15 protein-coding genes are annotated in these 14,686 nt (G+C 74.2%); 8 read left to right on the top strand and 7 right to left on the bottom strand.

What is annotated here, in order from left to right:
• Nucleotides 1–41: 41 nt before the first annotated feature.
• The 3 genes from ABD234_RS07805 to ABD234_RS07795 all read left to right on the top strand — a co-directional run bounded on the left by ABD234_RS07805 (nt 42) and on the right by ABD234_RS07795 (nt 2,001).
• A complete protein-coding gene (locus ABD234_RS07805; protein WP_344354949.1) occupies nt 42–797 on the top strand; it encodes an SDR family oxidoreductase in 756 nt (251 codons plus the stop codon).
• A gap of 14 nt (nt 798–811) precedes the next feature.
• Nucleotides 812–1,141 carry a nuclear transport factor 2 family protein gene (locus tag ABD234_RS07800; RefSeq protein ID WP_344354946.1) on the top strand — a complete coding sequence of 110 codons (330 nt, stop codon included), beginning with the start codon at nt 812–814 and terminating at the stop codon, nt 1,139–1,141.
• Between the two features lie 110 nt (nt 1,142–1,251).
• Nucleotides 1,252–2,001 (top strand): phosphotransferase family protein, encoded by a 750-nt coding sequence (locus ABD234_RS07795; RefSeq protein ID WP_344354943.1) that lies wholly within the window; start codon nt 1,252–1,254, stop codon nt 1,999–2,001.
• Between the two features lie 125 nt (nt 2,002–2,126).
• Here ABD234_RS07795 and ABD234_RS07790 read toward each other — a convergent pair whose 3' ends face one another.
• Nucleotides 2,127–2,936, bottom strand: a complete 810-nt coding sequence (locus tag ABD234_RS07790) for an NAD(P)H-binding protein (protein WP_344354940.1) — start codon at nt 2,934–2,936, stop codon at nt 2,127–2,129.
• Nucleotides 2,937–3,021: 85 nt separating this feature from the next.
• Between ABD234_RS07790 and ABD234_RS07785 the strand changes: the two genes are divergently transcribed.
• The gene (locus ABD234_RS07785) at nt 3,022–3,444 is read left to right on the top strand and encodes a winged helix-turn-helix transcriptional regulator (protein WP_344354937.1); all 423 of its coding nucleotides are present in this window, start codon (nt 3,022–3,024) and stop codon (nt 3,442–3,444) included.
• Nucleotides 3,445–3,515: 71 nt separating this feature from the next.
• Here the strand turns inward: ABD234_RS07785 and ABD234_RS07780 are convergent, their stop codons facing one another.
• On the bottom strand, nt 3,516–4,091 hold the full coding sequence (locus tag ABD234_RS07780; RefSeq protein WP_344354934.1) for a MarR family winged helix-turn-helix transcriptional regulator: 576 nt from the start codon (nt 4,089–4,091) through the stop codon (nt 3,516–3,518).
• Between the two features lie 55 nt (nt 4,092–4,146).
• Here ABD234_RS07780 and ABD234_RS07775 point away from each other — a divergent pair, with 55 nt between their 5' ends.
• The gene (locus tag ABD234_RS07775) at nt 4,147–4,875 is read left to right on the top strand and encodes an SDR family NAD(P)-dependent oxidoreductase (protein ID WP_344354932.1); all 729 of its coding nucleotides are present in this window, start codon (nt 4,147–4,149) and stop codon (nt 4,873–4,875) included.
• 531 nt (nt 4,876–5,406) lie between these two features.
• On the opposite strand, the gene ABD234_RS07770 is transcribed toward ABD234_RS07775, so the two are convergent.
• The 3 genes from ABD234_RS07770 to ABD234_RS07760 all read right to left on the bottom strand — a co-directional run bounded on the left by ABD234_RS07770 (nt 5,407) and on the right by ABD234_RS07760 (nt 7,978).
• Complete coding sequence (locus ABD234_RS07770; RefSeq protein ID WP_344354929.1) at nt 5,407–6,510, bottom strand: cupin domain-containing protein; 1,104 nt, start codon at nt 6,508–6,510, stop codon at nt 5,407–5,409.
• 170 nt (nt 6,511–6,680) lie between these two features.
• Nucleotides 6,681–7,121, bottom strand: coding sequence for an alternative ribosome rescue aminoacyl-tRNA hydrolase ArfB (arfB, locus tag ABD234_RS07765; RefSeq protein WP_344354926.1), 441 nt, complete (start codon nt 7,119–7,121; stop codon nt 6,681–6,683).
• Between the two features lie 65 nt (nt 7,122–7,186).
• Entirely contained in the window at nt 7,187–7,978 is a 792-nt protein-coding gene (locus ABD234_RS07760) for a DUF3152 domain-containing protein (RefSeq protein WP_344354923.1), read from the bottom strand.
• A 120-nt stretch (nt 7,979–8,098) separates the two neighbouring features.
• Here ABD234_RS07760 and ABD234_RS07755 point away from each other — a divergent pair, with 120 nt between their 5' ends.
• Nucleotides 8,099–9,754 (top strand): ABC-F family ATP-binding cassette domain-containing protein, encoded by a 1,656-nt coding sequence (locus ABD234_RS07755; RefSeq protein ID WP_344354920.1) that lies wholly within the window; start codon nt 8,099–8,101, stop codon nt 9,752–9,754.
• An 18-nt stretch (nt 9,755–9,772) separates the two neighbouring features.
• On the opposite strand, the gene ABD234_RS07750 is transcribed toward ABD234_RS07755, so the two are convergent.
• Nucleotides 9,773–11,749, bottom strand: a complete 1,977-nt coding sequence (locus ABD234_RS07750) for a vWA domain-containing protein (protein WP_344354917.1) — start codon at nt 11,747–11,749, stop codon at nt 9,773–9,775.
• Nucleotides 11,742–13,157, bottom strand: coding sequence for a sigma 54-interacting transcriptional regulator (locus ABD234_RS07745; RefSeq protein WP_344354914.1), 1,416 nt, complete (start codon nt 13,155–13,157; stop codon nt 11,742–11,744). The genes ABD234_RS07750 and ABD234_RS07745 overlap by 8 nt, the downstream gene beginning before the upstream one ends.
• Nucleotides 13,158–13,256: 99 nt before the next feature.
• On the opposite strand from ABD234_RS07745, the gene ABD234_RS07740 reads away from it, so the two are divergent.
• Together ABD234_RS07740 and ABD234_RS07735 are read left to right on the top strand one after the other, a co-directional pair.
• Nucleotides 13,257–13,892, top strand: coding sequence for a histidine phosphatase family protein (locus tag ABD234_RS07740; protein ID WP_344354912.1), 636 nt, complete (start codon nt 13,257–13,259; stop codon nt 13,890–13,892).
• Nucleotides 13,889–14,641 (top strand): SCO1664 family protein, encoded by a 753-nt coding sequence (locus tag ABD234_RS07735; RefSeq protein ID WP_344354910.1) that lies wholly within the window; start codon nt 13,889–13,891, stop codon nt 14,639–14,641. The genes ABD234_RS07740 and ABD234_RS07735 overlap by 4 nt, the downstream gene beginning before the upstream one ends.
• Nucleotides 14,642–14,686: the final 45 nt, after the last annotated feature.

The following is a 14,686-nucleotide window of genomic DNA, read 5'->3' as shown; positions in this document are numbered from 1 at the left end:
CGCCGCTACAACGAAGTGTTTCACCGATATAGGAGCTGCGCATGACCGAGCACACGCTCACGGGAAAGAACCTCCTCATCGCCGGCGGGGCGAAGAACCTGGGAGGCCTGATCGCCCGGCAGGCCGCCGAGGCCGGCGCGAACGTGGCGATCCACTACAACTCCGAGCCGTCCCGGGCCGATGCGGAGGCCACGCTCGCCGCGGTCCAGGACGCAGGCGGCACGGGAGTCGTCCTCCAGGGGGACCTCACCGTCCCCGCGAACGTGGCGCGTCTGTTCGCCGACGCCGAGGCCGCGCTCGGGACGATCGACGTCGCCGTCAACACGGTCGGCAAGGTGCTGCGCAAGCCGATCGTCGAGACCACCGAGGACGAGTACGACGCGATGTTCGACGTCAACGCGAAGGCCGCGTACTTCTTCCTCCGCGAGGCCGGCACGCGGCTCGCCGACGGCGGCCGGATCATCACGATCGTCACCTCGCTGCTGGCCGCGTTCACCGACGGCTACTCCACCTACGCCGGCGGCAAGAGCCCGGTCGAGCACTTCACCCGCGCGGCGGCGAAGGAGTTCGCGGACCGCGGGATCTCCGTCACCGCGGTCGCGCCGGGGCCCATGGACACCCCGTTCTTCTACGGCCAGGAGACCCCCGAGCGCGTAGAGTTCCACAAATCCCAGGCCATGGGCGGCCGGCTGACCCGGATCGAGGACATCGCCCCGATCGTGCGGTTCCTCGCCACCGAGGGCTGGTGGATCACCGGACAGACGATCTTCGCCAACGGCGGATACACCACCCGCTGAGAAGGAGCATCACGATGGCAGACCAGACCGTTCCCGAACCCGTGGCCTCCTTCCTGGACGCCGTCAACCGCCATGACGAGGCCGCATTCCTCGACGCCTTCGCCGAGGACGGCGCCGTCGACGACTGGGGCCGCGTGTTCACCGGCCGCGAGCAGATCAAGGGCTGGAGCGACGGCGAGTTCATCGGCGCCCGCGGCACCCTCGCCGTCGAGGAGGTCGAGGTCTCCGGCACCACGATCACCGTGATCGGCGACTGGCGCTCCCAGCACGCCAACGGCAGGTCCCGCTTCGACTTCGAGGTCGACGGCGACACGCTGACCCGGATGACCATCCGCGAGGGCTGAGCCTCCTCGGCGCGCGGCCGGTGCCGACGGGCGGGCCCCGCCCCGTCGCGGCGCCGGCCGCGCCGCTATTTCCGGTGACAGCGGCCCTCTGCTCCGACACGCTGGGCGCCATGGAGGACGTGGAGGTCATCGTCGCGCATTCCCAGCGGGCGACGCTGCGGGTGGGGGACGTGTTCCTGAAGGTCGACGGGGACCGGGAGCACGCCGAGGTCGAGGTGCAGGCCATGCGCCTCGCGCCCGTGCCCACGCCGACCGTCCTGTGGCGGGAGGCGCCCGCCCTCGCGATCTCCGCCGTCCCCGGCCGCGCGCTCGGGAAGCTCGGCGAACCCTCGAGCGCATCGCCGGCCGCGTGGAGGGCCGCAGGCGCGGCCATCCGGACGCTGCACGACGCGCCGCTGCCGCCCTGGTCGGGGCCTGATCCGGATGAGGTCGCGGCCGATCTGGACCGCGAGTGCCGGTGGCTGCTGGACCATGCCGTCCTCCCGGCCGATGTCATCCACCGCAACCGGGAGATCGCTGCGGCCGCGCTGCGACCCTGGCCGCTGTCCTTCGTCCACGGCGACCTGCAGATCTCGCATGTGTTCGTCGACCACGACGAGGTGGTCGGGATCATCGACTGGTCCGAGGCATCCCGCGGCGACGCGATGGCGGACCTCGCGACGCTGACCCTCGGCCAGGAGGACCGCCTCGAGGATCTGCTCGCCGGCTACGGGGACGATGCGGACCGCGACGTGATCCGAGCCTGGTGGTCCCTGCGCAGCCTCACCGCGGCGCGCTGGCTGATCGAGCACGGCTTCGATCCGGACGCCCCCGGATGCGAGTTCGACGTCCTGAGGGCACGGGCGCGGGAGGCGCGATGACGACTCCGACCCCGCCGAGCTCCCGTCCGCACCCGCGGGCCGGGCGAGCCCCCGGGTCCGGAGCCCTCTCCGCCGAGGTGATCGCGTGGGCACCGGGCGGACGATCATGCTTCTTCTCGCCGCTGTCACGGCTCGCGCATCGCCGCCGCCGTGGCCGCCGCGACGGCCACGGCGTCCGCGGGCCGTCGGTCCAGGAGCTCGACGAGGTCGGGGCCGGTGCCCTCGAGGAATCCGTGCCGGGTGCTGGAGGCGATCGAGGCGAGCATCGGCGGTTGGAACGGCAGGAGCGCGTCATCGGCGAGGAGCCGGGCGCGGTACTCGCCCAGGCCGATGCTCCGGTGGGCGGTCCCGAGGTGCTCGGCGACATCCTCGGCGGTGATCGGCGCGCCGACGAGCTCATAGGTCTTCCCGGAATGTGCCGTCGGCGCGCCGGCGACGACCGCTGCGGCGGCCGCCAGATCCTGCCGTGCCACGGCGGAGAGGGCGCCGTGGTCGAAGGGTGACTCCAGGGCATCGCCCGCCCACGTCATCAGCGCGCCGAAGAGCTCGGCGTAGAGGCCGTTGCGCAGGATCGTCCACTCCAGGTCGCTGGCCGTGAGCAGAGCTTCCGTGGCGCGGTGCGCGAGTGCGAATCCGAGATGGTTCCCGGCGCCGGTGAGGCTGGTGTAGATGACGTGCCCGACGCCGTCGCGGGAAGCGGCCTCGATCACGTTCCGGTGCCGGGCGATGACCTCGTCGTCCTCTCCGTACCCGGCCGAGATGAGCACGAGGGTCGAGATCCCTGTGAGATCCAGACCGGCCGGGGCGTCGAAGTCGAGCAGCCGCTGTCCGTCCACGGGGTTCCGACTGCCGCCGACGGCAGGCATCCCGCGGTCGTCCAGCTCCTGGAGCACTCGGCTCGCGAGCTCTCCGTTCGCGCCGCTCACCATGATCATCGCGTTCACTCTCCTCGTTGTGTTCCTCGTCCGTGACTCCTGAGATCCTTGACCGGTGATGGTCGGCCCACAAGGAGGCAGTTCGATGTCAGCGACGCACACGGAGGTAACCGCCCAGGTCGCGGAGCTGGAACCATGCGGGCAGGAGGGTCACGTCGACTGCGGGATCCGGGACGTCCTCGATCGGGTGGGGGACAGGTGGTCGGTGCTCGTGATCGTCGAGCTCGCGAACGGCACACGACGATTCCGGCAGCTCCAGCGGGCGATCGACGGCATCTCCCAGCGGATGCTGACCCTCACGGTGCGGCGCCTGGAACGTGACGGCCTGGTCGAGCGGACCGTCTACCCGACGGTTCCCGCGCAGGTCGACTACCGGCTCACCGCGGCCGGAGCGAGCCTGACCCACCTCGTCCGAGCTCTGGCGGACTGGTCGCTCGAGCACCGCGACGGCATCGCGCGCTCCCGCGAGGACTATGACGCCCGGCATCCCGGCCACGACATCCGCTGATCAGCGACGTGGGCCCGCTCGCCCATGTCGCGAGGGGCGATGCCGCCCCCATCCGGCCCGGCGCGCTCCGATCAGTCCTGGTCCGGATGCTCCCGGCCGACGTGCTCGAGCGGCGTGCCCGGGTCGAGCTCGAGGCACAGGGCGCGCAGGTGGGCGGCGAGCTCCTCGCGCCGGCCCTCGGGCAGGCCCGAGAGCAGCTCGTCGTCCTGAGCGAAGATCGCGCCGGCCGTCCTGTCCACGACCTCCTGCCCCTGGGGCGTGAGCGTCACGATCACGCTGCGCGACCGTCCCGGGGAGCGCGTGATCCATCCCAGCCCTTCGGCGCGCGCGATCCGCTGCGAGATCGCCGCCGGGGTCACGCCTTCCCGGGCGGCGAGAGCACGGGTGCTCAGGGCATGCGGAGTGCCGCTCCGGCGCAGCGCGCCCAGCAGGTCCATCATGGCCGGATCCAGTCCCTGCGCGGCGAGCAGGCGGCGCCGATGGTCGCCGAGCACCTTGGCGAGATGCCAGATCCGCGTCACGATGCCGACGGAGGCGGGGTCCAGATCGGGGCGCTCGCGGCGCCAGGCCTCCATGATCTCGTCGGCGCGATCCTGCTCTGCCGACTCCCGGGGAGCCGAGGGCCGCGGTGAGGTCTGGTTGCTCATGCCGAAAGCCTACATTAAGGTCTAAACGACCGGACTCCGAGCAGCGAGGAATGCCATGCATGTGATCACCGGAGGCGGGACCGGCATCGGCCGCGCGCTCGCCCTGTCCCTGGCCCGCGACGGCCACGCCGTGCTCATCGCCGGCCGCAGGGCGGCTCCGCTGGAGGCGGTCGCGCAGGAGGGGGCGACGGCCGGCGGCGGGACCATCACGGCGGTGGCCTGCGATCTCTCCACGTCGCAGGGCGCCCGAGCGCTGGCCGAGCGCGCCGGGACGAAGGTCGACTCCCTGGTGCACTGCGCAGGCGGGAACCCGGCCATCGGCCGCCCGGAGAGCGCCACGCTCGAGGAGGAGGCGGCGCTCCTGGAGGAGACCCTCGCCGGCAACCTCGTCTCCGCGGCGCTGACGGTCACGGCGCTGCAGGGCGCGATGGGCGAGGGGAGCGCGATCGTCCTGCTCGGGTCCATCGCGGCCGAGCACGGCGTGGGCTACTACGGCCCGGCCAAGGCGGCCGTGGCCAGCTATGCCGTAGGACTGGCGGCCGCGCTGGGACCTCGCGGCATCCGCGTCACGTGCCTGTCCCCGGGGTACATCTCCGGCACGGAGTTCTTCGCGGGGACCATGACCGAGGAGCGTGCCGAGGCCCTGCGGTCCCGGACCGCCCTCGGGCGCACCGGGGAGCCGGAGGACGCCGTCGACGTGCTCCGCTTCCTGCTCTCGGAGCGGAGCCGCCACCTGACCGGCCAGAACATCCATCTCGACGGCGGGGCGTTCACCACCCGCTAGTCCGTCCGAGTGCCAGGATCGGACCATGGACCTCGATCGCGGCAGCCGGTGCACGGCGCGGCTCCTCCTGGAGCCCCTCCGGGTCGAGGATGCGGCCGATGTGCTGCGCGTCTACGGCGACCCCGGCACCTGGCAGCACCTGCCGCAGGGCCGCATGCGCGACCTCCGGCAGGCGCACGCCCAGATCGAGAAATCCCTGGTCAGCGACCGAGTCCGCCCCGGCGCCCGCACCGTCGGGCGGACCCTCATCCGCCTCCTCGGCATCGGACGGCGTCCCTCGGGAGCGGATCTACGCCGACCGCGACCTCGACGGCGCGACGCTGCGGCGGCTCCTGGACGCCGGGTGACGCCCCAGGGCTCCACGGTCAGGTCGGGCACGACTCCCCGGATGCGCAGGGCGCCGGTCGACCATCTGCCCGGGAATCTGCCCGGGACGGCGGTGACGGGAGGCTCCGGACGACTGATCGATCGCAGCCCCTTCGGCGCGCGGGAAAGGGCCGCGATCGATCAGTCACTCGGAGCGCCGGGAGCTCAGACCCCCGGCGGCGGCCCGACGACCTCGACGTCCAGCTCCGCCTGCACGCGGCCGAAGGCCTCCGCCGGGAACGCCCGATCGCCGATCTCCTGGTGCACCGGGGCGTCCGTGGGCCGGTTCATCCAGTCGAAGAACGGCTCGAACACGTCGGTGGTGAGGATCCCCAGCATCTGGGTGTGATGCGCGGCGAACGAGAACGAATGGATCGTCCCGGCGGGCGCATGGAGGAAGTCCCCGGGATGCAGGGCGATCTCCTGCCCGCCCGCGTGCAGGAGGATGCGCCCCTGCAGGCACAGGAAGTTCTCCGTGTGCAGACGGTGGAAGTGCCGCGGGATGTACGGGGAGCGGCCCCCGCTGGTGTGCACGGCGAAGAAGGAGCCGCCGGTGTGCCGTGCGCGGGCCAGGAACGTGTTCAGCTGGTCCAGGCTCTCGAGGTGCTCGCCCTCCCCGGCCTCGAGCACATAGGGCTGCGCCTCCGCGGGCAGCGCCGTCGCGAGGGAGGACGGCGCGGCCGGCTCCTCGATGGCCTCGGCCGCGGCGGCGTCGACGTCCGGCAGCTCGTGGACCGCGATGCCGAAGCGGGCCGCGAGCTCTCCCGCCCGCGCCGCGCTGACATCGGCCGCATGCAGGTCGTACATCCGCCGCTCGGTCGCCAGGCCCAGCGCCGGCACCAGCCCGAAGGTGCTCGCGCCGCCGAGGACGGCCAGGAACCGGGTGCGGTGCGAGAGCAGCCGCAGCGCCGCGGGGGAGCCCGCGGGGATGGTCGCGCTGTCGCCGGGGACGAGGATCCGGGTCGCCCCGGCCAGGCGCAGCAGCAGCCGTCCCTCGGTGACGTAGAGGAACTGCGGATCGGCGTGGGAGATGCACGGGGTCGCCACGTCCCGGCCGCCGAGCACCCAGGCCGCCCAGAAGGCGCCGCCGGTGTCCTCGGGGCGGGCGATCACCGTCACCAGCGCGCGGCCCAGATCGAAGCGGTGCCCCTCGCCGTGCTCGAGCGCATAGGGCAGGCGGGCGCCGGGGAGGGCGTCGCGCAGGGGAGGGGTGGAGCGGACCGTCTCCAGGGACGGGATGTCGTATGCCGACGGGATGTCGTATGCCACGGGGGAGAGATCTCCTCGCGCATCGCTGGGGCCCGGGTCGTCGTCTCCGGCCGCGCAGGGCGGGCGGGCGCTGTAGAGCCTCTGAGGAACGATGCCTGGGCCGCAGGATAGCGGCCGCGGGACGACTGGCAGAAACCGGGTGAGCGCGATGGTGCAGGTCGGAGGGCATCTCACTCGGCGCCGGGACGGCGGCGGGTCTGCTTCACCGCCCCGCGCAGCTTCTTCGCCTCCAGGCGCCGACGCTGGGAGCCGCGGGTCGGGCGGGTCGCGCGCCGCGGGACGGGCGGCATGACGGCCTCGCGCAGCAGCTCGGCCAGACGCTCCCGGGCGGCGACCCGGTTGCGCCGCTGGGAGCGATGCGCGGAGGCAGTGACCGTGAGGACGGTGCCGGCCAGCCGGGCCCCCAGACGCTCGAGCACCCGGGCGCGCTGCGCATCGTCCAGCGCGGTCGTCGCAGCGACGTCCCAGCTCAGCTGGACACGGGAGTCGGCGGTGTTCACGCCCTGGCCGCCGGGGCCGGAGGCGTGCGAGAACTGCTCGAGGAGCTCGGAGGCCGGCAGCCGCAGCCCGCGCGGCGCGCCCGGCCCCGGAGGCACATGCAGGTCATCCACCCTTCCAGTGTGCCCCAGCCGCCCGGCGGACCGGGCCCGGCCGGACGCGCCCCCGCCGCGGCGGCCTAGGCGGCGCCGTCGGCCGTGGGCCAGGGGTTGGGGCGGCAGCCGCCCAGGTCGATGCTCTGCTGCAGCATGACGGGGGCGGCGCGCCCCGCCCCGGAGCAGGTCTCGTGCCCGTGGCCGAGGAAGTGCCCGACCTCGTGGTTGACCATGTAGGCCCGGTAGGCGGACAGGTCGTCGTAGGTCGGGGTCATGAGGGTCCAGCGGTCGGTGTTCAGGACCACGTCCTCCCCGATCCGGCAGCTCCATCGGCCGTGGGTCTGCGCCGGGGCGCAGAGCCGGTCTACCGTCGGCGGGGAGGCCAGGGAGATGGTGAACTCGGCCTGCTCGGGATCGGCGACCTGCTGGAAGGAGACGTCCTCCACCGCGGTCCAGCCGCGCTCGTCGGCGAGGATCTGCGCGACCTCCTGGGCCGACGCGTCCGCGTCGAGGCCGGTGCCGCCCTCGACGCGCAGGGCGTAGGTGTGCACGGTCCCGGCCCCGGCCGCGGCAGGCACCGGAGCGGCGAGCGTCCAGCTGCCGTCGCCCACCGTGCCGGAGCTCGGGATCTCGCCGCTGCGGGCGGTCATCTCGGCGGTGGGCTCCGCGGCGGCGGTCGTCGGGCTCGCGGTGGCGGCCGGCAGGGAGACCGCTGCGGTGTCCTCGGGCGCCGCGACGTCCTCGCCGCGGCCGCTCGCGCGCACGATCACGGTCGCCGCGACCAGGATCAGGACGGCCAGCACCGCGGCGGTGCGCAGCAGGCGGCCGCGACGGGTGAGGGTCAGCGTCGGACGCGGGGCACGGGACGAGGGCACGAGGACACAGTAGAAGGCGCGGGCCGCGCCGGGGCGGACGACGCCCGGCATGGGACGCGACGTACGATGCCGACCGGGACCGCGCGAGGGCCCGCTCGCCCCGACGGACAGGAGTCCTGCATGACCGCGACGCTCGTCGCCTCCGACCTGGCCGGAGGGCACGGCCACCGCGTGCTGTTCGAGGGCCTGGACCTGACCGTCGCCCCCGGCGACGTGATCGGCGTGGTGGGGCAGAACGGCGCCGGCAAGTCCACGCTGCTGCGGCTGCTGGCCGGCATCGACGCCCCGATGACGGGATCCGTCACCCGGTCCCCGGCCGATGCCTTCATCGGCTGGCTCCCGCAGGAGCACGAGCGCGTCCCCGGGGAGAGCGTCGCCGCCTTCATCGGCCGGCGCACCGGCTGCGCGGAGGCGACCCGCGCCCTGGACGCGGCGGCCGCGGCGCTCGCCGACCCGGACGCTCCCGCCGCTTCGGCCGATGTCTACGCCGCCGCCCTGGACCGCTGGCTGGCCAGCGGCGCCGCCGATCTCGAGGACCGCATCCCGCAGGTCCTCGCCGAGCTCGACCTGACCCTGGGCGGCGCAGGCCTCGACGAGGTGGCGATGACCTCGCTGTCCGGCGGGCAGGCGGCCCGCGTGGGGCTGGCCGCGCTGCTGCTGTCCCGCTTCGACGTGGTGCTGCTGGACGAGCCCACCAACGACCTGGACCTCGACGGGCTCGCCCGGCTCGAGGCCTTCGTGCGCGGGCTGCGCGGCGGCGTCGTCCTGGTCAGCCATGACCGCGAGTTCCTCGCCCGATGCGTCACCCGCGTGCTCGAGCTGGACCTCCCGCAGGGCACCCACCGCGTCTACGGCGGCGGCTACGAGTCCTACCTCGAGGAGCGGGCGACGATCCGCCGCCACCAGCGCGAGCAGTACGAGCAGTTCGCCGAGCAGAAGGCCGATCTCGTCGCCCGCGCCCGCACCCAGCGCGAGTGGACCAGCCAGGGGGTGCGCAACGCGATCCGCAAGGCGCCGGACAACGACAAGCTGCGCCGGAGGGCATCGGCCGAGTCCAGCGAGAAGCAGGCCCAGAAGGTCCGGCAGATGGAGAGCCGCATCGCCCGGCTCGAGGAGGTCGAGGAGCCCCGCAAGGAGTGGCGCCTCGAGTTCGCCATCGGCGCCGCCCCGCGCTCCAGCACCGTCGTGTGCACCCTCGACCAGGCCGTGGTGCGGCAGGGCGACTTCACCCTCGGTCCGGTGTCGGTGCAGGTCAACGCCGGAGAGCGGATCAGCATCACCGGTCCGAACGGTGCAGGGAAGTCCACGCTGCTGCGCGCCCTGCTGGGGCGGCAGGAGCTCGACGGAGGCCGGTCGGGCCTCGGGGCGAGCGTCCGGATCGGCGAGATCGACCAGGCCCGCACCGCCCTGGCGGGAGACCTGCCGCTGGCGGCGGCCTTCGAGTCCCTGGTGCCGGAGATGACCACCGGCGAGGTGCGCACGCTGCTGGCGAAGTTCGCGCTCAAGGCCGATCACGTCGGCCGGCCCGGGCGCGAGCTGTCCCCGGGCGAGCGGACCCGCGCCGCCATGGCCCTGCTGCAGGCCCGCGGGGTGAACCTGCTGGTGCTGGACGAGCCCACCAACCACCTGGACCTCGAGGCCATCGAGCAGCTCGAGCAGGCGCTGGAGAGCTACCCGGGGGCGCTGCTGCTGGTCACCCACGATCGGCGGATGCTCGAGACGGTGCGCACCGACCGGCGCTGGCAGGTCGAGGGCGGCAGGCTCCGGGAGCTCTGAGGGGCCGCGGGCGCCGCCTCAGTCGTCGGCGGCGTCGGGGTGGCCGCTGCGCAGGAACTCGCCGACCACCGCCGCCCCCAGATCCTCGGGATCGGGGGCGACCACGGTCCCGCCGACGCGACGGGCCATGGCCGCGAGGAACCGGGCCAGCCCCGGGTCCTCGCCGAGGCGGAAGAACGTCACCTGGGCTCCGATGCGGCCGGCCCGGTCCAGCTCCGCGACCGTCGCCTCGAGCGTCTCGGGCAGCGGCGGGTAGGTGAACAGCGGCTCCCCGCCCGGCAGCAGATGCGCGGTCGGCTCGCCGTCGGTGACCACCAGCAGCACCGGGTCCAGCCCCGGATGCCGGCGGAAGAACTGCAGCGCCAGCAGCAGGGCGTGGTGGAGGTTCGTGCCCTGCTCGTACTCGGCCGGAAGGGCCGTGAGCTCCTCGATGTCCATCTGCCGGGCGTAGCGGCCGAAGCCGATGGGCTGCAGCCGGTCCCCGCGGAAGCGGGTGGCGATGAGGTGGTGCAGGGCCAGGGCGGTGCGCTTCATCGGCACCCAGCGGCCCTCCGCGGCCATCGAGTAGGAGGTGTCCACCAGCAGGGCGACCGCGGCCTGCGTGCGGGCCTCGGTCTCGCGCACCTCGACGTCGGCGACCTCGAGGCGCACCCCGGCGGCGGGATCGCCGCCCGCGGCGGCGGTGCGGGTGATCGCGCTGGTCAGGGTGCGGCCCACGTCCCACGGCTCGGTGTCCCCGAACTGCCAGGGGCGCGTCGCCCCGGACTGCTCCCCGGCCGCCCCGGCGCGGTGCGCGTCCCGCCGGCCACTGCGGTCCGAGAGGCGCCGGGACGCATCGCGCAGCAGGGTGCGGCCCAGCCGCCGCAGGGCGGCGGGGGACAGCCGCAGGCTGCCATCGGCCCCGCGGCGCAGCAGGTCGGACTCGCGCAGGGCCTGCTCGAGGCGGGCCAGGGTGCGGGCGTCGACCGCGGCCCGGTCCCCGAGCTGGCGGGCCAGCGCCTCCACGTCCAGGTCCGAGAGGGAGGACCCGGCATAGGACTGGGAGAGCTGCTCGGCCAGGCGGTCCAGCTCCGCGAGATCCGCGAGCGCGCTGGTGCCGTCGCCCAGGCCCAGCCCCTCCTGCCCGGAGAAGTCCTCGGAGCCGCTCCAGTCCTCGCCGGGCCGCAGCGCCTGCAGGCTCGCGTCCAGCCGGTCCAGCTGGGCCAGCAGCTCCGGGGAGCCGAAGGCCTGCGCCGACAGCGCCATCAGCTCCTCGCGCTGCTGCGGGGTCATCGAGCGCAGCATCCGCTGGGCGGCGGCGGAGCGCCGGGCCAGGACGTCGATCAGCTCGTCGATGTCGCGGGGCTGCTCCGGGAAGGCGTCGCCGTGGCGCTGCAGGAAGCGGTCGAAGTCCTCCGGGGTGTCCTCGCCGCGCGCATGCTTCTCCAGCAGGTCGCCCAGGTCGCGGAGCATGTCGGTGACGGCGGCGCGGTCCTGCGCGGTCGCGTTCTCGAGGGCCTGCTTCATGCCGGCGAAGCGAGCGTCGAGCATCTCACGACCCAGCAGGTCGCGGATCTGCTCGTAGTGGGCGCGGGCATCGGCCGAGGCCCAGTCGTAGCCGGCGAGCTCGGAGACCGCCGCGGCGGGGGAGGAGGGCAGGTTCTCGATCTGCATCTCCCGCAGGGTGCGGTCGGTGGCGTCCATCTCGGTGTCCCGGGCCAGCTGGCCGCGCTCGGCGAGCACCGCCTTCTCCAGCAGGCGCCGCACCTCGTCGAGGGTGCCGCCCAGGCGGCTGCGCTCGAGGATCTCGCGGCGGCGGCGCTGCACCCTCCCGGCCAGCTCGTCGAGGCCCGGGCGGCCGCGGCCGCCGCGGCGCAGATGCTCGCGCAGCGCCTGCTCGGGGGAGTAGCCCTCCATGACGTCGGCGGCCAGCGCCTCGAGCGCCTCGGAGAGGTCCAGCGGCGGGGCCAGCGGGTCGGGGCCGCCGCGGTAGGCGCCGTAGCGCTGCTCAGCCATAGATCGTCTCCCCGTCCCCGGAGTCCTTGGACAGGCGCCGCACCAGGTACAGGCCCTCCAGGGCGAGCTCGATCGCGCCGGCCCGCGCCCCGGGGCCGTCGGCGTCCAGGCGCTGGGCGATCGCGTCGTAGAGCCCCGGGTCGCTCAGCGCGGGCAGGGAGTCCAGCACCTCCTGGGCGGGGACGCGCTCGCCGGTGGTGAGGGTACGCGTGCCGTCGAAGGCGTCGACCAGCGGGCCCAGGTCCAGCCCCGCGAGGTGACCCCGCACGGCCTCGGCGGTCGCGGTGCGCAGCAGGTGCTCGAGGATCTCGTGCTCGCGCCCCTCCTCGCCGGGCTCGAACTCGACCTTGCCGCGCAGCACGTCGATCACGGTCACCAGGTCCACGGGCCGGGCCACGGCCTTCTCGCCGGGGTTCACGGCCGCCCGCAGGCGGGCCGCCGCGGCGACGGTCTCCGCCGCGGCGATCGCGAAGCGCGCCGAGACGCCCGAGCTCGCCGAGACGGCCGGGGACTCCCGCACCGCCCGCGTGTACCGGGCGAGGATCTCCAGCAGCACGCCCGGGACCTCGGCGACGAGCTGCGCCTCCTGGCGGACCACCGCGATCTCGTCGTCCAGCTCGAGGGGGTAGTGGGTGCGGATCTCCGCGCCGAAGCGGTCCTTCAGCGGGGTGATGATGCGGCCGCGGTTGGTGTAGTCCTCCGGGTTCGCGGAGGCGACCACCAGCACGTCCAGCGGGAGGCGCAGCACATAGCCGCGGACCTGGATGTCGCGCTCCTCCATGACGTTCAGCAGCGCCACCTGGATGCGCTCGGCGAGGTCGGGCAGCTCGTTCAGCGCGACGATGCCGCGGTTGGCCCGGGGGATCAGGCCGTAGTGGATCGTCTCCGGGTCGCCCAGGCGCCGGCCCTCGGCCACCCGCATCGGGTCGACGTCGCCGATCATGTCAGCGACGGAGGTGTCCGGGGTGGAGAGCTTCTCGACGTACCGCTCGCTGCGATGGCGCCACACGACGGGCAGGTCGTCGCCCTCGGCCGCGATGCGGGCGCGGGAGGCGGCGGTGATCGGCGCCAGCGGGTGCTCGGACAGCTCCGAGCCCTCGATCACGGGGGTCCACTCGTCCAGCAGCCCCACCAGGGTGCGCAGCAGGCGCGTCTTGCCCTGGCCGCGCTCGCCGAGGAGGACCAGGTCGTGCCCGGCGATGATCGCCCGCTCCAGCTGCGGGACGACGGTGGTGTCCATGCCGTGCATCCCCGGCCACGGGTCCCGGCCCTCGGCCAGGGCCGCCAGCAGGTTGCGGCGCAGCTCCTCGCGCAGGGGGACGGCCTCGACCCCGGCGGCGCGCAGGGCGCCGAGGGTGCTCAGGGACGGGGCGGGACGGGCGGCGGCATCAGCGGGAAGGGTGCTCACACGGCCCACGCTAGACCTGCCCGGCGGGAACGTCGAGGGAGTCCGGGGTGCCCGGACAGAGCCTCCCACCGGCGGTCCCGGAGGCCTAGGCTGTCCGCCATGGACGCCGCCCCCGCCACGCTCGTGCTGCTGGTGCGCCACGGGCAGACGCCGACCACCGGACGCGAGCTGCCCGGCCGCGCCCCGGGCCTGCACCTCAGCGACCGGGGATGGGAGCAGGCCGGGCAGGTCGCCGAACGGCTCTGCGCCCTGCCCGTGGACGCGCTCTACGCCTCGCCGCTGGAGCGGGCCCAGGAGACGGCGCAGCCCGCCTCCCGCGCCCTCGGCCTGCCGGTCGCCGTCGAGCCGGGACTGCTCGAGGGGGACTTCGGCGCCTGGACCGGCCGCTCCCTCGCGGAGCTGAACGCGCTGCCGGAATGGGAGGCCGTGCAGCGCCGCCCCTCGACGTTCCGCTTCCCCGGCGGGGAGAGCTTCGCCGAGATGCAGGACCGCATGGGCGCGGCCGTCGACCGCCTGCGCGCCGCGCACGAGGGCGGGACGATCGTCTGCTTCTCCCACGCCGACCCGATCCGCCTGCACCTGGCCCGCGAGCTGGGCACGCCGCTGGACGCCTTCCAGCGCATCAGCGTCGCCGCCGGCTCAGTCTCCGCGATCTCCTGCGCCGCCGGCCGCGACCCGGTGGTGCTCACGGTCAGCTCGACCTCCGCCTCCCTCGCGGACCTGGTCCCCTCATGAGCGCCCCGCAGCGGGAGGAGCGGGGTGCGCAGGAGGGGCGGCTCACGGTGCGCCCCGGCGCCCGGGGCGCCCTGCTCGCCGGCGGGGACATCGTGCCCCTGGGGTATCTGCCCAGCTCCAACGAGACGTTCCTGGTGGAGCTGCGCGCCGGGGAGGAGCGCGGCTGGGCGGTGTACAAGCCCGAGCTCGGCGAGCGGCCCCTGCACGACTTCCCGCCGGGCCTGTTCCGCCGCGAGCGCGCCGCCTACCTGCTCAGCGAGCACCTGGGCTGGGGCATCGTCCCGGAGACGATCATCCGGGAGGACGGGCCCTTCGGCTCCGGCTCCCTGCAGTCCTTCGTCGTCGCCGACCCGCGCGAGCACTACTTCACCCTGGTGGACGAGGACCCTGCGAGCCACGGGCAGCTGCGGCGGATGGCCGTGTTCGACCTCGTCGCCAACAACACCGACCGCAAGGCCGGGCACGTGCTGCGCGGCGCGGGCGGCCGGATCTGGGGCATCGACCACGGCCTGTGCTTCCACGCCCAGGGCAAGCTGCGCACCGTCATCTGGGACTTCGCCGGGGAGCGGATCGATGACGATCTCGTCGACGCCGTCGCCGATCTCCTCGACGAGGTCCCGGCCGAGCTCGCCGCCCTGCTCGCGGACGATGAGGTGCGCGCCCTGCGCGGCCGCGCCCGGTACGTCCTCGCCGCCCGCACCCTGCCCGTCGACGAGAGCGGCATGGCGTTCCCCTGGCCGCTGATCTGAGCGATGCCGGTGGTCCGGGCGCGCCTGCGGGCGTTCCCCGGCCCG

It is taken from the genome of Brachybacterium phenoliresistens, from assembly GCF_039530785.1.
In the GTDB taxonomy this organism is placed as follows: Bacteria; Actinomycetota; Actinomycetes; order Actinomycetales; family Dermabacteraceae; genus Brachybacterium; species Brachybacterium phenoliresistens.
The sequence above is the reverse complement of the archived record's forward strand: the minus strand, read 5'-3'. Positions and strand labels throughout refer to the sequence as shown.